This is a genomic window from Microcoleus sp. PH2017_34_RAT_O_A (genome assembly GCF_020737885.1).
In the GTDB taxonomy this organism is placed as follows: domain Bacteria; phylum Cyanobacteriota; class Cyanobacteriia; order Cyanobacteriales; family Microcoleaceae; genus Microcoleus.
On the sequence record NZ_JAEQDD010000102.1, the window covers coordinates 1 to 19,218 of the forward strand.

The 19,218-nt window shown below is 43.3% G+C and carries 17 protein-coding genes and 1 pseudogene; 11 read left to right on the plus strand and 7 right to left on the minus strand.

Going from position 1 to position 19,218, the window contains the following annotated elements; translation table 11 throughout:
• Together JGK11_RS27030 and JGK11_RS27035 are read right to left on the minus strand one after the other, a co-directional pair.
• Nucleotides 1-267, minus strand: a pseudogene (locus JGK11_RS27030) (photosystem II q(b) protein); the annotation flags it as partial.
• A gap of 92 nt (nucleotides 268-359) precedes the next feature.
• A complete protein-coding gene (locus JGK11_RS27035) occupies nucleotides 360-683 on the minus strand; it encodes a hypothetical protein (RefSeq protein ID WP_293184507.1) in 324 nt (107 codons plus the stop codon).
• A 242-nt stretch (nucleotides 684-925) separates the two neighbouring features.
• Between JGK11_RS27035 and JGK11_RS27040 the strand changes: the two genes are divergently transcribed.
• The 5 genes from JGK11_RS27040 to JGK11_RS27060 all read left to right on the plus strand — a co-directional run bounded on the left by JGK11_RS27040 (nucleotide 926) and on the right by JGK11_RS27060 (nucleotide 7,935).
• Entirely contained in the window at nucleotides 926-4,552 is a 3,627-nt protein-coding gene (locus tag JGK11_RS27040) for a GAF domain-containing protein (RefSeq protein ID WP_293184510.1), read from the plus strand.
• Nucleotides 4,543-4,938: a response regulator gene (locus tag JGK11_RS27045; protein ID WP_293157660.1), complete on the plus strand. Its 396-nt coding sequence runs from the start codon at nucleotides 4,543-4,545 to the stop codon at nucleotides 4,936-4,938. Before JGK11_RS27040 ends, JGK11_RS27045 begins: the two co-directional genes overlap by 10 nt.
• Before the next feature lie 247 nt (nucleotides 4,939-5,185).
• A complete protein-coding gene (locus tag JGK11_RS27050; RefSeq protein WP_293184512.1) occupies nucleotides 5,186-6,604 on the plus strand; it encodes an adenylate/guanylate cyclase domain-containing protein in 1,419 nt (472 codons plus the stop codon).
• 284 nt (nucleotides 6,605-6,888) lie between these two features.
• Nucleotides 6,889-7,725 carry a metallophosphoesterase gene (locus tag JGK11_RS27055; protein WP_293184514.1) on the plus strand — a complete coding sequence of 279 codons (837 nt, stop codon included), beginning with the start codon at nucleotides 6,889-6,891 and terminating at the stop codon, nucleotides 7,723-7,725.
• An 84-nt stretch (nucleotides 7,726-7,809) separates the two neighbouring features.
• A complete protein-coding gene (locus JGK11_RS27060) occupies nucleotides 7,810-7,935 on the plus strand; it encodes a hypothetical protein (RefSeq protein WP_293184517.1) in 126 nt (41 codons plus the stop codon).
• A gap of 15 nt (nucleotides 7,936-7,950) precedes the next feature.
• Here JGK11_RS27060 and rppA read toward each other — a convergent pair whose 3' ends face one another.
• A complete protein-coding gene (gene rppA, locus JGK11_RS27065; RefSeq protein WP_293184519.1) occupies nucleotides 7,951-8,637 on the minus strand; it encodes a two-component system response regulator RppA in 687 nt (228 codons plus the stop codon).
• Nucleotides 8,638-8,785: 148 nt separating this feature from the next.
• Complete coding sequence (locus JGK11_RS27070) at nucleotides 8,786-9,436, minus strand: glutathione S-transferase family protein (protein WP_293184521.1); 651 nt, start codon at nucleotides 9,434-9,436, stop codon at nucleotides 8,786-8,788.
• Between the two features lie 225 nt (nucleotides 9,437-9,661).
• On the opposite strand from JGK11_RS27070, the gene hisG reads away from it, so the two are divergent.
• Entirely contained in the window at nucleotides 9,662-10,306 is a 645-nt protein-coding gene (gene hisG, locus JGK11_RS27075) for an ATP phosphoribosyltransferase (protein ID WP_293184524.1), read from the plus strand.
• A 206-nt stretch (nucleotides 10,307-10,512) separates the two neighbouring features.
• On the opposite strand, the gene JGK11_RS27080 is transcribed toward hisG, so the two are convergent.
• The 3 genes from JGK11_RS27080 to JGK11_RS27090 form a co-directional block, all read right to left on the minus strand.
• The gene (locus JGK11_RS27080; RefSeq protein WP_293213602.1) at nucleotides 10,513-11,979 is read right to left on the minus strand and encodes a response regulator; all 1,467 of its coding nucleotides are present in this window, start codon (nucleotides 11,977-11,979) and stop codon (nucleotides 10,513-10,515) included.
• A 223-nt stretch (nucleotides 11,980-12,202) separates the two neighbouring features.
• Entirely contained in the window at nucleotides 12,203-14,416 is a 2,214-nt protein-coding gene (locus JGK11_RS27085; protein ID WP_293213605.1) for an ATP-binding protein, read from the minus strand.
• A 59-nt stretch (nucleotides 14,417-14,475) separates the two neighbouring features.
• Complete coding sequence (locus JGK11_RS27090; protein WP_293208773.1) at nucleotides 14,476-14,712, minus strand: hypothetical protein; 237 nt, start codon at nucleotides 14,710-14,712, stop codon at nucleotides 14,476-14,478.
• 519 nt (nucleotides 14,713-15,231) lie between these two features.
• Here JGK11_RS27090 and JGK11_RS27095 point away from each other — a divergent pair.
• From JGK11_RS27095 to JGK11_RS27115, 5 genes are all read left to right on the plus strand, one after another.
• On the plus strand, nucleotides 15,232-15,726 hold the full coding sequence (locus JGK11_RS27095; protein WP_293184532.1) for a hypothetical protein: 495 nt from the start codon (nucleotides 15,232-15,234) through the stop codon (nucleotides 15,724-15,726).
• 243 nt (nucleotides 15,727-15,969) lie between these two features.
• Entirely contained in the window at nucleotides 15,970-16,104 is a 135-nt protein-coding gene (locus tag JGK11_RS27100) for a hypothetical protein (RefSeq protein WP_293184534.1), read from the plus strand.
• Between the two features lie 50 nt (nucleotides 16,105-16,154).
• Nucleotides 16,155-17,420 carry a hypothetical protein gene (locus JGK11_RS27105; RefSeq protein WP_293213607.1) on the plus strand — a complete coding sequence of 422 codons (1,266 nt, stop codon included), beginning with the start codon at nucleotides 16,155-16,157 and terminating at the stop codon, nucleotides 17,418-17,420.
• Between the two features lie 91 nt (nucleotides 17,421-17,511).
• A complete protein-coding gene (locus JGK11_RS27110) occupies nucleotides 17,512-17,745 on the plus strand; it encodes a hypothetical protein (RefSeq protein ID WP_293213610.1) in 234 nt (77 codons plus the stop codon).
• Between the two features lie 38 nt (nucleotides 17,746-17,783).
• Nucleotides 17,784-19,082: a hypothetical protein gene (locus tag JGK11_RS27115; RefSeq protein ID WP_293208763.1), complete on the plus strand. Its 1,299-nt coding sequence runs from the start codon at nucleotides 17,784-17,786 to the stop codon at nucleotides 19,080-19,082.
• Nucleotides 19,083-19,218: the final 136 nt, after the last annotated feature.

The following is a 19,218-nucleotide window of genomic DNA, read 5'->3' on the forward strand; positions in this document are numbered from 1 at the left end:
GATCGCGTTTGAGGAAGGAACAACAGCACCGGAGATGATGTTGTTACCCAGCATCAAGGAACCAGCAACTGGTTCGCGGATGCCGTCGATGTCCACTGGAGGAGCAGCGATGAAGGCGATTACGTAACAGATTGTTGCAGTCAGCAAGGTAGGAATCATCAAGACTCCGAACCAACCTACATAAATGCGGTTGTCGGTTGATGTTACCCAGTTGCAGAATTGCGACCAGATATTGGCGCTTTCGCGCTGTTGTAAGGTTGCCGTCATGTGTTTATGATTGCTATTGGTTTTTCAATGTTCGGATGATGTCTCTATTATTAACGGTATCGTTAAGGTTTGTAAAGGCCTGTAACGACAGCTTAACTGATGAGAGTCATCAGGAAAGCTGATGAAACGATCCAGAGGCGAAAAAAGCCCATTATTTGGTGGAACCCGCACGCGAGTCCGTTGCGGACTGTGGTGCAAGATGCCAGATTGATGCTGTAGGGGCAATCCCTCGCAGTTGTCGCAATGTATATATATAGTGTTTTGTAGGGGACATCTTCCCCGTGGTAGCCGCGCGCGATCGGGATGCGGCGCTGTGTCTGAGCTTGGAAAATTGCCAAAAGAATATAGATGCGGGGCGGGGAATGCCAGTCTGAAGGGGACTCAGCGGGTTTTAAACAGCTTGTTACTCCAGTCATCTATATTATAAAAATGCTGTAGCAGTTGCGTGCGTAAGCCAGCTTCGATCGGGGTAGCGTTCGATCGACAATTCAACTCGTGCGATCGCCAATCTAGCGCACTGAGCCTTAATCAATAATTATCAAACCAGAGCGAGCAAATCCTCTCTAAAGTTAGTTGAAAAAAAATTAAATTGAGTTAATACTTATCAAAATAAACAACTATCAATACTTAATAAACTAACCACAAGAGAGTTAAACCCATGTCAGAAAATTATCTAGGATTAGATACAGAAGATTACGAGTCCCTCAAAAGCGAGATAAAAACCCTCAAAGCGCGCGTTGCCGAACTAGAGTCGGCATCGAAACCCGAACCCGCTATCGTTGCCAAACAAAAGGCGCTATTTGCTGTAGTGACCAAAATTCGCGAGTCGTTAGACTTAGATATTATTTTTCAATCAACCGCTCGGGAAGTTCGCCAACTGCTGAATGCCGATCGAGTAGCAATATTTCGATTTTACCAGCAGTCAGGATTTGACGACGGGGAATTTGTGTCAGAAGACGTGATCCCAGAGTTTCATTCAGTAAAAGCTGTAAAGGTGCACGATCACTGCTTTGGTAAACAATATTCAATGCGGTATCAGCAAGGAAGAATTCAGGCAGTCAATGATATCAATCAAGCCGGATTGAGCGATTGCCATATAGCTGTTCTTGCTCAATTTAATGTCAAAGCAAACTTAATCGTACCTTTAATCAAAAGAAATAAACTTTGGGGATTGCTCTGCATTCACCAATGTCGCGCCCCACGCCAGTGGCAGCAAGATGAAATTGACTTTGCCAGTCAAATTGCGGTGCATTTAGGAGTAGCAATACAGCAAGCAAAACTTTTAGATGAAGCTCATAGGCGGTCAACAGCACTCCAGACTACTCTAGAGGAGCAATTGCGAAAACGCACAGAAGAGCTGGTTAAGGAAGCAGACCGAGAACGAGCCATAACTCGGATGATTGATAAGATCCGCCAAACCTTAGATATGGAAACAATTTTCCAGACAGCAGCGACAGAAGTTCGCAAACTTTTGAATGTCGATCGCATTGCCATTTATCAATTCCGTGAAGACTATTTCGGCGACTTTATCTTTGAATCTGAATCGGGAAACTGGCCGAAATTGGTAGGCAGCGGCTGGGAAGATCCCTACTTAAACGAACACCAAGGAGGTCGATTCCGGTGTGCGGAAACCTTTATCGCTGATGATATCTACAATGCCGGCCAGAGCGATTGTCACATAGAAGCTTTAGAATATTTTGGTGTCAAATCCTGTGCGGTAGTTGCGATTTTTAAAGGAGAGAAACTCTGGGGATTGCTCAGTGCCTTTCAACACACAGGTGCGCGTCACTGGGAAGACACAGAAGTAAAGTTACTGAATCAAATTGCCACTCATTTGGGCGTGGCTTTGCAGCAATCCGAGTACCTAGAACAAATACAGTTTCAAGCTAAACAGCAGGCGAAAGCAGCCGAACAGGAACGCACATTAACTAGAGTAATTGAACGGATTCGCCAGACGCTAAATATTGACAAAATATTTAGCGCAACAACTCAAGAAGTACGGCAAATTCTCAATTGCGATCGGGTTGGAGTGTACCGTTTTTTTCCAAACTGGAGCGGGGAATTTGTGTCGGAGTCGGTAGCAGAAGGTTGGATACCTTTAGTAACTGATAAAATTAAAACAGTCTGGCAAGATGATTATTTACAAAAAACTGAGGGTGGCAGGTATCGCCATCAAGAAATTTTTGTAGTTGATGACATCTATAAAATTGGTCACTCTCCATGTCATATCGAAATTCTGGAACAAATTCAAGCCAAAGCATATTGTGTAGCGCCTGTTTTTGTGGGGGAAAATCTCTGGGGTTTGCTAGCAGCTTACCAGAACTCTGGTTCCCGTGAGTGGGAAGCAGGAGAAGTGAGGTTGCTGGCTCAGGTTGGCAGTCAATTGGGAGTAGCTATGCACCAAGCAGAATTGCTCGATCGCACTAAAAAGCAGTCCTGGGAATTGCGGACGACTTTGGCAGACTTAAATGCGATCGTTGACAATTTGGCTGACGGGTTATTAGTCACTGACATTGAAGCTAAAATTACCAGGTTTAATCCGGCACTGCTGGCGATGTTTGAATTAAAAGATGTTGACCTGAAGGGGAAAAAAGTATCCGAAATCTTTCCTAAAAAATTAGCCCAATTGGTTGAGGCGACTGAACATAGAGAGGGAGAAATTGTGACGCTGGAAGTGGAACTAGAAAATTCTAGGATAGGTCAAGCTTTAGCGACCACTATTCTGAAAGAAGCGGTAAAAGACGAAGCAGATCGATCTCTAGGTTCGGTGATTTTGATTCGAGATGTGACGGTGGAACGAGAAGTTGACCGAATGAAAACTGATTTTCTGGCTACAGTTTCTCACGAACTGCGGACGCCTTTAACTTCGGTTTTGGGTTTTGCTTCGCTGATTAAAGAAAAACTAGAAGAAGTGATTGTTCCCGGAGTCGTATCGGAAGACAGAAAAATCAAAAAAGCTTTAAATAAAGTTGCAGATAATATTAACATTATTGTCTCAGAAGCTGAACGGCTGACATCTTTAATTAATGATGTTTTGGATATTGCTAAGATGGAAGCGGGGCGAGTTGAATGGCAGTTACAGCCGACAAATCCAGTGCAAATCTTAAAACAGGCGATCGCCGCTACGTCATCTTTATTAGAAAAGAATAATTTAAAGTTGATTAAAGATTTTAGTCCCGGACTGCCACAGGTATTAGTAGACCGGGATCGCATGGTTCAAGTCGCGATCAATTTAATCTCGAATGCAGTCAAGTTCACAGAATCAGGTTCTGTCACCTGTCGGGCAAGAGTAGAGGGTGACGAGCTGGTTATTAGCATTATTGATACTGGCATCGGCATTGCACCAGAAGACCAAAGCAAAGTTTTTGAAAGATTTAAACAAGTGGGAGATATCCTGACCGAAAAGCCTAAAGGCACTGGCTTGGGGCTGCCAATTTCTAAACAAATCGTTGAACACCACGGCGGTAGAATTTGGCTAGAAAGCGAGTTAGGCAAGGGCAGCACTTTTTTCTTTAGTATACCGCTAGTTAAAAATATTGAGTCGGTGGAAAAATGCAAAATTATCAATGATTTAATCGGGCAACTGAAACAGCAAGTGCTCAGCAGAACTCCGCTCGGCGTTAAAGGAGGCCAGCAACTTTTAGTTGTTGACAATGAGCCTAACATCCGAGATATATTGAGGCAGTCACTGGAACAAGAAGGATATAAAGTCGCGGAGGCAATTAACGGTAGAGATGCTATTTCTCAGGCTAAAGCAGTCAAACCGGATCTGATTATTTTAGATGTAATGATGCCTCACATCGACGGTTTTGATGTGGCGGCAGTTCTCAAAAATGACCCAGAAACTCGGGGGATTCCGATTATCATCGTGTCTCTAATTCAAGACAGAGACAGGGGCTGGCGTTTGGGAGTTGACAGGTATTTTACCAAGCCTATAAATATAGCGGGACTGTTAAAGGAGATCGGCTTGCTGCTGCGACAAGGGATGTCTAATAAGACGGTGTTGGTCGTTGTTAACAATGCTTCTACTTTCAAAATTTTGTCGGCTGCGTTGCTTTTTCAGGGATATAATGTGATGGAGGCATCTGATGTTACAGAATGCCTGGATCGAGTGAGAGCGATCGAGCTGGATTTAATTATTATTGACGAAGCCTTATCTCAAGAGCAAGAATTAGTCAAAAAATTGCGCCTTACTAAGGGCTTGGAAAAAGTCTCCATAATTGTTTTGGGAGATATTGTAGAGGATAACGGGCTGAGCAAACACATTCATGGGAAATTGTTGTGAAAAAAGTTTTAATTGTGGATGACGAACCGAATATTCTGATTTTGATGGAGCAGGCTCTAGAAAAGTTGGAAGATGAGGATGATGTAGAGTTGCTGACTGCGAGAGATGGAGTTGAGGCGTTGAACAGAATTAAGGAAGAAAAGCCGGATTTGGTTTTTCTCGATGTGATGATGCCGAAAATGAGCGGGTTAGAGGTATGCAATACGGTTAAAAATGAACTAGGTATGGAGGACGTTTACATTATTATGTTGACAGCTAAGGGACAAGAATATGATAAGCAAAGCGGTATGGCTGTGGGGGCAAATCTTTATATGACTAAACCTTTTCGCCCGAAAGAAGTGCTGGTCAAAGCTAGGGAAATTCTGGGTTTGACGGCACAGATGTAGCGAGAGGTATACAATCAATTCACAAGAATATTTTTTGGTTTTTGGTGGTTGCTAGCCTGCCCAAAAACGGATACAATCCCCCGGCTATAGTCGTGGATGCTCCAAAAATTTTAGACTAAGTTTCAAGCTCCCAGAGTTATCTGCCCTTGTAAATCTAAAATCTAAAATCTCTATCCTCAAATTGGCTGACTGGTTACAAACGAATGAATAACGATAGATCGCTCACTCATGATTAATAGCAAAGTAAATGGTTCGTATCAATCTCAAAAAATTGATTTCTAAGAGAGATTTGCGGGTGGTTATTGAGGGCGCGCTCGGTGTTTTAGACGCTCCGATGGCTATTCGGAATGTTGAAGGGGCTATTTTATTGGGCGAAGATTGTCAGACCTACTTCAATACTTATCCTATCATCCTAGCCGATGAAGTTATCGGTTACGTAACAGGAAGTCAAAAAGCAGCATTTATTGCCGATATGCTGAGTTATGCTGCCAGCGCCGACTTGGATATAAGAACTCTGGCTGTTGATACTTTAGATAAGTACGAAGAAGTTAATTTTTTGTACGATTTTTCAAGCAAAATAGCTACTTGTTTGGGTGTGGCTGAAGTCAGTCAATTGGTGGTAACTGAAGCGAAAAAGTTGATTGAGTCTACCAATATTTCAGTGATGCTAATGAATGAAAAGACAGGAAAACTGGAGATTGTTTCTGCTAGGGGTAAAGAGTACAACCATAAAACAAAAATCGGTTCCAATATGGGGATAGCAGGTCATATTTTTGTTTCTGGTAAAGCTGAAATAGTCAATGATGTATTGTCCGATCCGAGATATGTTATGGGAGACAATGAGATGCGTTCTATGATTTGTGCACCTCTAACAACTCAGAACGGTACAATCGGCGTTATCAATATTAGTCATAACGAACTTGTAAACTATACGGCACAGGATTTAAAATTATTTACGGCTTTGGCATCGCAAGCGGCCGCGGCGATCGAGAATGCGCTTTTACATGAAAGTAAATTGAAGGAAGAACGAATTAAAAATAATTTGGAAAGATACCTTTCTCCCCAGGTGGTGCGAGCAGTTATCGAAGCTAAAGGAGATATTTCTCTAAATCCAACTAAGCGCAATTTAACGGTGCTTTTTTCGGATATTAGAGATTTTACTACTAAGTGTGAGGAGCTGCCTGCTGAGAAAATAGTGATGTATTTAAATGAGTATTTCACGGAGATGGTAGAGGTAATTTTTAGTCATGAAGGTACTGTGAATAAGTTTGTGGGAGATATGATTGTAGCAATGTTTGGGGCGCCTTCGGAGGTGGCCGATCGCGAAAGGAAGGCGATCGAAACTGCGATCGATATGCAGCGACGGATTGGGAGGATGTCGGTTCCTTGGATTACGGATAATTTTCTGACTGGTATTGGGATTAGTTCGGGGGAGGTAGTTGTTGGTAATATTGGTTCGCCGCAGCACATGGATTATACTGCCATAGGGGATGAGGTGAATATTGCATCTAGGTTGCAGTCAATGGCTGAGGGAGGACAAATTTTGGTGAGCGATAGTGTGTACAGCGTTACTAAAGATATGTTTGAGTTTAGGAAAATTGGCTCTGTGATTGTTAAAGGTAAGAAGAAAGCTGTCGAAACTTTTGAGGTGATTTATCATGAATGAAGTCAGTAGTCATTAGTCATTAGTCATTAGTCATTAGTTATTAGTCATTAGTCAGTATGATAGGTCGGACACGGCAGTGCCGTTTCCCTACCGCGATCAATTGTAGGGAAACGGCACTGCCGTGTCCTGATTTCTTAGCCGTGTCCTGATTTCTTAGTCATTAGTCATCAGTTAGTAGTTATTAGTCAGATGGCAGAAAAAAGAGGGAAAAACATCTAGTTTTGCAGTATTGTCTGTTTATTTGCTAAGCTAGAGGTTGCGCTCTCTCAATAAACCTTATATTTATGCACAGGTTATTAACTGGGAAACTGCGAGTAGACTGTTTAACAATACCGATCGCTAATCTTCCAGCAAATCTATCGGGTACTAAAATTGTACAGCTTACGGACTTTCACTATGACGGGGAGCGGCTGTCGGAATGGTTGCTAGAAGAGGCGATTGTGGCGGCTAATGAAGCGGAACCAGACTTAATTTTTTTAACCGGAGATTTTATTACCTACGATCCGGCGCCTATTTACGGCTTGGTGCAGCGATTGAAAAATTTGCAAAGTCGGGTGGGAATTTACGCTGTTTTGGGCAATCACGATCACTATTATCCAGGGGCAAAAATTAAGGTTGCTAATGCTTTGAATAACGCAGGTATTCGGGTTTTGTACAATGAAGCGATTTATCCTTTGGGGTCTGAATTGGCTTTAGTTGGGTTTGCAGATTTTTGGTCTGGCGATTTTGCACCTGCGCCTCTAATGGCATCAATCAATCCGGCGATTCCTCGGATTGTATTGTCTCACAATCCTGATACTGCTGAAAATCTGCAACAGTGGCGGATTGATTTGCAGTTTTCGGGACACACTCATGGGGGTCAAATTGTGATTCCTGGTATCGGGCCTTTGTATGCTTGGGTGAGAAAAATTGGTTATTTGATTCCTGAAGGAATCCGAAAATTTGTTCCTTTTGTGTCGGCTTGCGATCGAGTAGTTCGTCACTGGGAATGGGCTAGCGGTTTGCATCGGGTTGGGAGTAATTGGTTGTACGTGAATCGCGGTTTGGGTACTTATGCGCCGGGGAGGTTATTTTGTCCGCCGGAGGTGACGGTAATTACTTTGGTTTGTCAAGATATGTAGGGATTGCTTTAGGGTGTGAAGGAAGAATGCTTCGGATGGAAGATGGAACCGCGAAGACGCAAAGGACACGAAGGAAGATGAAAGATGAGCAGAATTCCTATTATTAAGTGGGTTCTGCAAAGCGATAGCCTCTGGCGTAAAAGGAAGAATGCTTCGGAAGAAAGATGGAACCGCGAAGGCGCAAAGGACACGAAGGAAGATGGAAGATGAGCAGAATTCCTATTATTAACTGGGTTCTGCAAAGCGATAGCCTCTGCCGTAAACTGTGTGAATTAGGACGGATTCACCGGGTGCTTCTATTTTGCGGCGCAGGAGGCGAATTTGAGCTGCTAATACGTTGCTGCTGGGTTTTTCGGCTTCACTCCACAGGTATTGGTGGATTTGTTCGTGTGTTAGTATTTGACCGGGATGTCGCATTAGGTATTCTAATAGTTGACATTCTTTTTCTGATAGGTCAATTGTTCGATCGCCCCGATAGGCTATTTGATTGTCGTAGTCTAGCTGTAAATCTGCAACTTGCAGGCGCCCGACAGCCACTTCGGGGTCAAAAGTAGGGGGGCGGCGCAGTAGGGCGCGGACTCTGGCTAGGAGCTCTCGCAGTTCAAAAGGCTTGACTAGATAGTCGTCTGCGCCTGCGTCGAGTCCTTGTACGCGATCGTCTAGGGTGTCTTTGGCGGTGAGAAATAGGACTGGGGTATTCCGTCCTTGCGATCGCAATTGCTGACAAATTGCTAATCCGGATTGTCTCGGCAGCATCCAATCCAAAATTAGCAAATCGTAATTTCCCTGCATTGCTAAATTGCTGCCAGTTGCGCCGTCAAATGCGACATCAACTGTATAACCTTCGCGGGTTAAAACTCGACTCAAAGGGTCAGTCAACTCAACTTCATCATCAACTAAAAGAATCCGCATCCTGATTTTAGATTTTAGACTTTTGATTTGAGCATGAATTACACAAAACTTGCAAACAAGCAGGTTTTGTAGGGGGAAATTCCCCGTGGTTGCCATCTGTGGTGAGGTGGCGATCGCGACCTTTTGAGGTTAAGTAAACTGATTTTTGCTAGATTTTAAGATGTGCAATACTTTCCGATTCGCTGTAAGCTGCTGCTAGCCATTCCTGCATTGCAGGTAGTGCCAACAGCGCATCAGCATAAGCTTGTGCTTGTGCATCTAATTTGACTTCGTAGGTGACAAAACGCATGACAACGGGGGCAAACATGGCGTCAGCAATTGTGAATTGTCCGAACAGCATATCGCCACTGGTGCCGAATTTTTGGCGGCATTCGCGCCAAATTGCAAAAATGCGATCGATCTCTGCTTCGACACCGGGCGTCATTCCTTCTCCCGGATAGCGGTTGCGACAGTCCATCGGCATATTTTCGCGGAGATTTTGGAAGCCTGCGTGCATTTCGGCACAGATGGAACGGGCGATCGCCCGTTGCGCTACATCCGCCGGCCATAAATCATTTGCAAAGCGTTCTGCAACATACTCGCAAATTGCTAAAGATTCCCACACTTTCAAGTCGCCATCAATTAAAACTGGCACCTTTCCCGAAGGAGAATAGCGCCGAATTTCCCCATGGGTTGTCGGCCCGTCTAGGGGGATTCTCACTTCGGCAAAATCTATTCCAGCTTGTTTCATCGCCAGCCAAGGACGCAGCGACCAAGACGAATAATTTTTGTTGCCGATTACCAGAGTCAATTTGGTCATAGTTTTACTTTCAGCTATCATCTATTTAGCAGACAATCCTTAAGAAAATTCGATTTAACTCAGCCTCAATACAATATATTATACACAAACACAATTATTAGCAATACCTGAACTTATTTTGATATTTGAACAATTTGTGCTATTGTGGTTGAGGAAAAAGCTGTTTCCGCTCGGGCAGCGCCGATTCCGCATCCCAAATTAAGCAATTTACAATCGCAAATCAATATGATTACCGTAGCACTTCCCAAAGGCGGACTGTTAGGAGATAGCATTCGACTGTTTAAATCCGTTGGATTAGACTTCAGTGCTTTTCTCGATTCCTCTAACCGCCAACTTCAAATTTATGACACTACCGGAACGGCAAAAGCTTTGCTAGTAAGGACGCACGATGTGCCGGTTTATGTGGAATACGGTCAAGCTGATTTGGGCGTTGCGGGTTATGATGTTTTGCGGGAAAAAACTCCGAAAGTTGCAAATTTAATTGATTTACAATTTGGCAAGTGTCGGCTGTCGGTGGCGGTGAAGGAATCTAGTTCTTACAGACGCAGTGTGGATTTGCCTCCTCACGGTAGAGTTGCTTCTAAGTTCGTACACTGTGCAAGGGAATATTTTCATAATTTGAATTTGCCGGTGGAAATTGTGCCGCTTTACGGTTCTGTGGAGTTGGGGCCGATTACGGGTATGTCGGAGGCGATTGTGGATTTGGTTTCGACTGGCAAAACTTTGCGGGAAAATGGTTTGGTGGAAATTGATGTTTTGTTTCAAAGTTCGGCTTATTTGATTGGTCATCCTTTGAGTTATCGTTTGAATTCTGGCGGGGTTAATGAGTTGATTGGGAAGTTGAGAGAGCAGGTTTTGACGGCGGTTTGATGTGCGATCAAATTAGGATCAGTCCAGGATGTAACAGCCACTCTTATGGAGTTAGTTTTTAAGTACGTAGTTGCGATTGGGTGCTCTTCGATCTATGAAAGAGCGCTGAAGCGCAACTACGTACCTTCTATGAAAGAGCGCTGAAGCGCAACTACGTACCTTCTATGAAAGAGCGCTGAAGCGCAACTACTACGTACCTTTTTTATTTATCTCATTTCGGAGCTGATATTGGCAGGTATAAGACCTAGTTTTTCTTGGCATTTTTCTATATAAAAACGGGTCACTGTATCAGCAGGGTTTTGTTCGATTAGTTGCTGAAAATATCCCAAGGCGGCGACAAATCTTTCGGATTGCCATCCTTGAATTCCTTTGTCAAATAAAGCCTGGGTAAGCTGCTTGGCTTCAGAGTCGGGACTGGATGCTGGCCAGATTTCGTAGATTTCAATAGCTTGCTGCTTGCCGCGCGGGGTTACTCGATCGATCCAGCGATAATAATAATTGTTGCTTGGCGAATGACTGTCGGCTGCTGTCGCGTGAGAAGTGGAAATCATATTCTCCGGTGTTTCCACTTCCAAGTCGCACTTTAATAATAAACTTTCTTTTGAGCTTGAGTTCGGACTTATGCTATTTAGAAATTCTCTCGCATGAACGATCGCATTTTCGCTAACAATTATTTGGCAACCGTATATTTTAGTTAAATTTTCTAACCGAGAAGCTGTATTTACCACATCGCCGATGACTGTAGAGTCCATCCGGCGATCGGAACCCAAGGTGCCGATCATGCCGATACCCGTGTTAATTCCCGTACCAATATTGACGGGATATTCTAAATTGTATTTGTGGCGCTCGACATTAAATTCATGCAAACTTTCTTGCATGGCTACTGCGGCTTCGATCGCATTTATAGCGTGAGAATGCGGCTGGTCAAATACTGCCATGATGGCATCGCCGAGGTATTTGTCAATAAACCCGCCGTGGGAGGTGATGCAATCGTTCATTTTCGTAAAAAAAGCATTCAACCATTCAAAGGTTTCGCGTGCTTCTTGAGATTCTGCGATCGCAGTAAACCCGCGAATGTCGCAAAATAAAATAGTCAGCTCTTCTTCTGTGACATTGCCCAACTGAATTGATTCTATCCCTTGGGGCGCAATTCGTTCGAGAAGCTGTTCCGGGACAAATAGGTGAAATTTTTCGGAAAGATATTCGTTAGCCTCCCAGGCGGCGGCAATTTGGCGCTTGCTTTGCTCTTTTACCTGCTGGTTGAATTGGGAAGACGCAACTTGCGATCGCATTTGGCTCAACTGCAAAATATTTTCAACTTTCGCCAGCAACAAGCGACTGTTAAAAGGCTTTGTTAAATAATCATCTGCCATTATTTCCAACCCTCGCAGGCGAGAGGTATCGTCATCGAGGGCAGTCAAAAAAATTACCGGTACAGTTTGCAATGCGGTATCATTCCGCAGGATCTCGCACACATCAAAACCGTCCATATCCGGCATCATAATATCTAGTAAAATTAAATCCGGTCGAGATACACGGGCGAGGGAGAGGGCTTCATCGCCCGATCGCGCTGATACTGTGGCGTATCCTTTCATTTGCAATAACTCTTCCAGTAAAATTAGATTAGCTGGCTCGTCATCAACCAACATGATGCAGGGCGACTTGTTTGACATGGAATATGATGTATATTGAATTTAGCTCGGGACTGGCGCGTGTAGATGCTCGAAACCTGGTTGATTCGTATATTTCTAGTTATTAAACTCGATATTTTTGGCAGGAACCGGGTTTCTGAGGCAAGTGCGCGCAAGTCCTATAGAAATTTATCTACTATTGAGTCTAACGTTTTCACTTATAAATTGTAATAAATGGCACTGCTGGAACTGCAAATAATTATTGTTAGTTGAGAAAAGAACGGACTGTAGCGATCGCCAAATTTAGATCCAGCGGCTTGCTCAAATAAGCAGAAGCGCCAGCTTCCAAACATCGATCGCAATCGCCAGCCATCGCCATCGCCGTCACCGCAATCATCGGTACCGAGTCCCAGACAGGATTTGCTTTCACTCGGCGCATCAACTCAAAGCCATCAACATCGGGTAACTGAATGTCCATCAAGATCAAATCTGGCAGCAATTCCGGCGCAGCAGAGGCGGCATGGATGCGATCGAGCATTGACGAACCATCCGCGATAATCTCTACCCCGTAGCCCTCCAATTCCATCACCTCAGAAATTAACATTTGGTTAAAAGGCTGGTCTTCCACCACCAGAATCCGCTTACTGCCAAGTGGTAATGCGATCGCAGAAGCAGGAACTAACTTAGCATCCAAAGCACAAGCAGCAAAGCTGCCCAACTCTTGACGCATCTCCGTCAAAGGCAGCCAAACGCGGAACAAACTGCCGCGATCGCAAACAGATTGAAAAGAAACAGTTCCGCCGTGCAATTCCGCCAGACGCTTAGTCAAAGCCAAACCCAAACCTGTACCTTCGTGGCGCCTAGTCAGGGAAGAATCCACCTGTTGAAAAGGTCGGAATAGCAAGTGCCAGCGATCCTGAGGAATGCCGATACCCGAGTCTTTCACCTCAAGACAAAAGTAGGGAGTGCTGGCATTTACAGGAGAACAATCAGGGCGGTAATCGCCATTAATTTCATTGCCGTAGGCCAGACGCCCGCTAAGTTTAACTTGTCCCCGTTCGGGGGTAAATTTGATAGCATTGGAAAGTAAATTAATCACAATTTGTCGCACTCGCCGTTCGTCGAGCAAAACTTTAGTAATGCGGTAGTCGAGTTCTAAAGACAAAGCAATTCGCTTTTTATCTGCCCGCGGCTGAATCATTTTCAGACAGTCTGTGGCGAGTTCGTGAACGCGAACAGGCAGTAAATTGAGTTCTACTTTTCCTGCTTCAATTTTAGAAAGATCGAGAATATCGTTAATTAGCTGCAACAAGTGCTGACCGCTTTTTTCGATCAGTTCTACATAGTTAACTTGTCGATCGCTCAACTGGCCGGATGTTTGGCGCAGCAGCAAGTCAGAAAATCCGAGAATGCTGTTGAGAGGCGTCCGCAATTCGTGGGACATCGAGGCTAAAAACTCGGATTTTAACTGAGAAGAATACTCTAATTGTTCGTTAACTTGGCGGAGGTTTTCTTGTGTCTGAGCCCGCTGGATTGCGGCCCCCAGAGTCCGACAAGCAGCCGTGAGCACTTCTTGGTGGAGGGAAGCTTGCAGTTTTTTGACGTTGCGCGACTCCAGCGTTAGCACTCCGATGATTGTGCCGTCAGTAGATGCGATCGGAAAAATGCCCAATTGTCCGATTCCCGGATGCCGAAATTGCGGCACAGCATTGGGATGTTCGGCATAATCATCGACAAACAAAGCTTTACCAGTTTCCACCACTTCCCACAGCAAACCGGTGCCGTAGGGAATACCTTTGTCGAGCAATTCTTGCATTCCAGCGGCGACTGGTTCCCCGTAACTAGCCAGAAATTGAGTAGAAACTTGGTTAGAAATCGCCGCCGCTTGCCGATCTTTTCCCTTACCGCTAATCACTTTCACGTCTCCGAAAGCAGCATTCGTCGCTTCTACCAGATAGCTGAGGGCAAACTGACCTATTTCTTGCAAACTGTGAGAGTTTTGCAATCGTTCAGTTAAGCCTAAAAGAAATGTCAGGCGCCTGACTTCTGCGTTCAAGCTAGCTTGGGAGTTTTGGTATACGGTAACGTCTCGAAAGGTAAACAGCCGCCCGCCGCTGTTGGTAATTGTGGCGAAGACTTCCAAACAAACCGCGTTGGATTGCTCGAAATAGAATGATAAACTTTCATCCTGAGATGTTTGCAGTGCTTGCTGAAACTGTTCCCACTGCTGAAGCGACAAGTAACCGCGATCGACAATTTCGGCAAACAACAAGTCGCACTTAGGCTTGGTTGCCAGCCATTCTGGGGACAGTCCCCAAGTCTCGGCCAATTTTTTGTTAAACAAAACTAAGCTGTCAGACGAGTCGAAAAGAGCGATCGCATTATCTACTTGGTTGAGTATCAGTTCTTGGTCTGCCCTGAACTGCTGCAAGTCTATCTCCATTTTGTCTGTGTCTGTAGCTCTTAGTTTTGTTGTCATAACTGTCTACGGATATGCCAAAAGTTATTTTATTACCCCTTACTTAATTTGACATATTTTTAGGTTTTTGGGCAGTGAGGGCGATGGCTTACGCCCCGCTTCGCTACGATCGGCTTTGTGATCTGAGACACTTGCTGGTTGCGGAGGGCGAGGGGAGCGGGTTTTCGACTTGGATTGTCTAAACGTGCGATCGACCTTTTGAGTAAATTGTCTAACTTTTGAGTAAATTGTCTAAATCTGCGATCGACCTTTTGAGTAAATTGTGTAATAAGTGCGATCGACCTTTTGAGTTCCATTGTGCAAGAAGTGCGATCGACCCTAACACTCTTAATTTTATGAATAAATATGAACTTTATTCATGAATTTGCAATGTTTTCTGAATTTTAATTAAGCCTGGGAGTTAATATATAGCACTTCTCAAAAAGGTGAGGTACGTAGTTGGGCTTCAGCCCTCTTTGTTTAGTGGTTATATAAGCTGTCAGTCATACCTCATCTTTCTGAGAACCGCTATAAGTTTTTTTTTATCACAACATAGTTATTGTAATATAATTCTAATAACTGTTGACAAGCTTCTCATTCATCGCTTAAGTTTGTGACTATTGATATCAATCTCTTCGTTCATTTGTATCAGAGACATTGTTTGGTTGATTGTTAAGATCGAAAGCCACTGTTGTTTAAAGATTCATTGGGTTTGTGGCAATCGATCGGGTGTTGTGGTTGTAGTTGGTTTGCAGAAAGTCCCGTATTTGAAGGAAGGCAGGGGAAGGAATATTGTTAGCAATATTCACTCGCGCCTGCACTAATCAGGAGGAATTATGTACCGACAACAACAGGGTAGTGAAAAACATTACTGCGACAAATCTAATTGCTCTACACCATCAAACCTTACTCACAATCAGTTTTGTGGTAATTGCTGTAGCCAAGTTGGCCCGCGCCCAGTTTTCGACTTGAAGTCGGAGTTTGTGCCGATTACTAAAAAGGAACTGGCTCAAAGAGAGCGCTTATCACTGCATTTCCGACAGCAGCTATGCTACAGTTATCCACCGAATACCAAGCAGAATATTCCTCACAATTATTGCCCAACATCCCGAGTTCCTTGGCAAAGTATTTCGGATTATCAACAGCAATATCCTCCCCGAAATTATTGGGATGGTCGAGATAATTCTGTGCCTCTTGAGAACGAATCTGGGCAAGTTCTGGGGTATTACAGGTATGTTTTGCTAACTGGGTCGTCAGATTCAGGAAGTGGCGGTAAATTGTTTTGGCTGATGGTAATTGGTGCGGCGGTGTGGTTCTGGTTTTTTCGCTGATTATTTGATAATCCAGAGAGCGATGAAGTATCTTTTGCGGTTTTTATTGGCTTTAGTAATTTCTGCGATCGTGGTAATAACCTATGCCAGTATAAAAGCAGTTGGCAATGAACACTCAAAACTTGGAATGGTTCAAAATATAGCAGTTCTCAGAAAGATGAGGTACGTTGTTGGGCTTGGGCCCTATTAGTTTAAGGGTTGTGTGGGCTGTCAGTTATACCTCATCTTTTTGAGAAAGGCTATATGACATCTCAAGGAGCGAATAACAGCAATAAAATCAAACAATCTGGTCTCCTACTGGAAATCAGAGAGCCACAAATTATTGCACTAGCTATCCCCGAAAACAAGCCCGGTGCTACTTCTCTCAATCGGTTGTAATTCATCAATATTGATATCCTTCATCTGTAAAAATCAAAAGGTTAACCAACATGACATCAGAACAATTCAGTGACAACAACGCAATGGAAGTAAGTGGCATTAATATGGAAATTATGCTGCCTGACCCTACGGCGCTCACCATCCCTGAAAACAGAGCGGGCATCACGCCTCCTATAGAATTATATATTCATATTACCAATAACACTTCAATGTCTTTCCACTTCAACCTCTCTGGAACCTTGATTCCAGAAATTGTAACATCCGAGGGTCAAGCCTTACAGCGGCAATTAGTTAACGAAAAGCCAGAATCTGAAGTTCAACCGAACAGATATAGAACAGGATGGGCGGGCAGATTGACTGAATTTATATCGAACTTAAACTTATCGCAGGAGTGCTACGAAACCAGAGAAATTAATTATATGTTAGTTGAGCCTAGAGAATCCAAAACTATCACGATCGACGCAAGTCTTGCCTGGAAAAATAACTTACTTGCACTGAAAATTTCTACTGAGTTCAACGAATTTTTCGGGTCGATAAAACTTCACAATTTCTGGTTGTTTGAGCCACTATTGCCCGGAAATTATCAAATTAGGTTTATCTATCAACACAACTGTGCAAACAGAGTAATACCTGGGATAGATAATGTCGAAATAACAAATGTAGAAGAGAGCAAGTCAGAACTATTGATTACTCCTTTTGTAAATCTTCGCTTGGTTCAACCAGTAGAAGCAGACAGCAATGCTGTGGAAATGGATGGTGTTCGCTTTGAAATTTTAGTACCAGAGCGAGTTTTAAGCATACCCAAAAACAATTTAATACATAAACTTCTGTACCTAATGAAATTTTTATCACCTATATCAATTTACTACTCCTCCTTTATAATCCCCGTGCAGATTGGTATTCGGATTACCAATAATACATCTACTCCCCTTAGATTTAGCTTTTATTTCACCTTATTTCTAGAAATTATGGGAGTAGATGGACTAATTCCATTCGGAGGTGGGTGGATTAGCCTTAGCGGGCCCTCTAATTCTGATGTTCTTTCCGTTATGCCCGGAGAGGATATTACCTTTTTTCCCGAAGCAGAAATTTTTGGGCTTTGGGAAGAGCAGTTTGGACTTAAGACTCCTACCGGAAATGGTGGCATATGGGTTTTTGAACCTCTAACTCTAGAAACATACCAAGTTAGGTTTACATATAGGAGCGATCAAACAATGGTTAAAATATACGAGTCTGTAGAAACATACACGACTTTAGATATCTGGAGCGGTCAAATATCAACTCCCTTTGTAGACTTTCGCTTAGTGCGTTCTTGAATTGAGCTTAAAGTGAAAGAGCCTATTTCATCTAATTATCCTTAAAAGCTGATATTTCTTTTAAACCTCATACCTCTAGGAGTCAAAACCCATGTTATTTCGACAATATTCCCAAGTTTTGTTAACATCATTCTTGATAGTTGGATTGACGGGCAAAGCAAGTATTGCTTTTAATATTATCCCCCCAACTCCCGGTGCTACCAGGTATTACGAACCCGTATCTACTTACCAAATAGATAAGAATCGAGAAAGCAGAACGGAGATAGATATGGGATTGGGGAAGTTGTTTTGGCTGATGGTAATTGCTGCGACCGTGTGGTTCTAGTTTTTCCGCTGATTGTGCGCTAATTCAGAGGGCGAGCGATGAAGTATTTTTTCCGATTTTTATTGGCTTTAGTAATTTCTGCGATCGTGGTAATAACTTATGCCAGTATAGAAGCAGTTGGCAATAAACACTCAAGACTTGGAAGGGTTCAAAATATGACATCTCAAGAATCGAATAACAGCAATAATATTAAACAATCTGGCCTCCAACTGGGAATTAAAGAGCCACAAATTATTGCACTAGCTATCCCCGAAAACAAGCCCGGTGCTACTGCTCCCTTGAGCTTCACTGTCAGCATTACCAATCCTACACAAACCCCGATTCCTTTCATATTGTATGATGCCTTAATCCCAGAAATCATCGGCCCAGATGGTCAAGCACTGCATCGAAAAGAACCGATAAACACGCAAGTTGGCAGCAGTGAATATAGTGGGAAGTTAATTGGGGTTGGAGAGCAAACAGTCACATCTCTGGAAGGAAGACTGTCTTGGCAAAATAATGTACTGCAACTGATATTACATCGTGCTACCTACGATGAACTGCCTATAGACCTCGATAAATCTTGGTCTTTTGATACTGTGGGGCCTGGGGAATATCAGATTCGATTCATTTATGAAAACCCTACTGGGACGATATCATACTTCAATCCGCTCACTTTTGCTTTTCTTCAGACTGGACAAGAAACGATAATAGAAGAAACGATAATAGAAGTAACTGGGACAGGTGAGTTGACAACTCCCTTCGCTAATTTTCGCTTGCTGACACCTGTTGAAGATCATAAAAACGTAGTGGAAGTAGATGGAATTCGTTTTGAAACTTTCATACCGAAGCCGTTTTTGACCGTGATAAATAGAAACAAGAGTCCCAAGCCAGAAAATTATTCACAGATTGGGATGCGGATTACCAATAACACGTTAACTCCATTTTACTTCAGCTTTTATGGCACTTTTACCCCTGATTTGGTAACGCCAGATGGTCAGGTACTTCGGGGAGGCTATAATAACGACTGGACGAGATGGCAACTTGAAAAATCTGATTTTTTGTTAGTCACACCTGGAAAAAGCGCAACATTCTTTCCAAGTACCAGTCTCTACTGGAGGAAGCTCGACCAATTTTCGCTTGGTTTCTCTAACGAATATGGTGGCTGGTGCTCTTTTGACTCACTCAAACCAGGTATATATCAGCTTCGGTTCCGGTATGAAAGTACGATGGATTCCACACATAAGACAGATTTTATAGGGGATCCACTGGAAGATTGGCTAATAGAAATAATGAAAAAAGTTTGGACTGGACGGGTAGACACTCCCTTTGTTGAATTCCACTTAACTCCGCCTTGAATGGTGAATCGCTGTGACTATTGATTTTGAGAAAGTTAGCAAAAGAGGTAAAAACAATGCAATTCATAAAATTTGTATTTGTATGATCATCAACCACCTTGATAGGTACGCTTTTTTGTCAATCAAGTAATGCCTT

Excerpts from the sequence above, each read along its gene's own strand:
- JGK11_RS27035 (WP_293184507.1), bottom strand. The coding sequence starts at position 683 with ATGACTGGAGTAACAAGCTGTTTAAAACCCGCTGAGTCCCCTTCAGAC.
- JGK11_RS27040 (WP_293184510.1), top strand. The coding sequence starts at position 926 with ATGTCAGAAAATTATCTAGGATTAGATACAGAAGATTACGAGTCCCTC.
- JGK11_RS27050 (WP_293184512.1), top strand. The coding sequence starts at position 5,186 with ATGGTTCGTATCAATCTCAAAAAATTGATTTCTAAGAGAGATTTGCGG.
- JGK11_RS27055 (WP_293184514.1), top strand. The coding sequence starts at position 6,889 with ATGCACAGGTTATTAACTGGGAAACTGCGAGTAGACTGTTTAACAATA.
- JGK11_RS27060 (WP_293184517.1), top strand. The coding sequence starts at position 7,810 with ATGAGCAGAATTCCTATTATTAAGTGGGTTCTGCAAAGCGATAGCCTC.
- rppA (WP_293184519.1), bottom strand. The coding sequence starts at position 8,637 with ATGCGGATTCTTTTAGTTGATGATGAAGTTGAGTTGACTGACCCTTTG.
- JGK11_RS27070 (WP_293184521.1), bottom strand. The coding sequence starts at position 9,436 with ATGACCAAATTGACTCTGGTAATCGGCAACAAAAATTATTCGTCTTGG.
- hisG (WP_293184524.1), top strand. The coding sequence starts at position 9,662 with ATGATTACCGTAGCACTTCCCAAAGGCGGACTGTTAGGAGATAGCATT.
- JGK11_RS27080 (WP_293213602.1), bottom strand. The coding sequence starts at position 11,979 with ATGTCAAACAAGTCGCCCTGCATCATGTTGGTTGATGACGAGCCAGCT.
- JGK11_RS27085 (WP_293213605.1), bottom strand. The coding sequence starts at position 14,416 with ATGACAACAAAACTAAGAGCTACAGACACAGACAAAATGGAGATAGAC.
- JGK11_RS27090 (WP_293208773.1), bottom strand. The coding sequence starts at position 14,712 with ATGGAACTCAAAAGGTCGATCGCACTTATTACACAATTTACTCAAAAG.
- JGK11_RS27095 (WP_293184532.1), top strand. The coding sequence starts at position 15,232 with ATGTACCGACAACAACAGGGTAGTGAAAAACATTACTGCGACAAATCT.
- JGK11_RS27100 (WP_293184534.1), top strand. The coding sequence starts at position 15,970 with ATGACATCTCAAGGAGCGAATAACAGCAATAAAATCAAACAATCTGGT.
- JGK11_RS27105 (WP_293213607.1), top strand. The coding sequence starts at position 16,155 with ATGACATCAGAACAATTCAGTGACAACAACGCAATGGAAGTAAGTGGC.
- JGK11_RS27110 (WP_293213610.1), top strand. The coding sequence starts at position 17,512 with ATGTTATTTCGACAATATTCCCAAGTTTTGTTAACATCATTCTTGATA.
- JGK11_RS27115 (WP_293208763.1), top strand. The coding sequence starts at position 17,784 with ATGAAGTATTTTTTCCGATTTTTATTGGCTTTAGTAATTTCTGCGATC.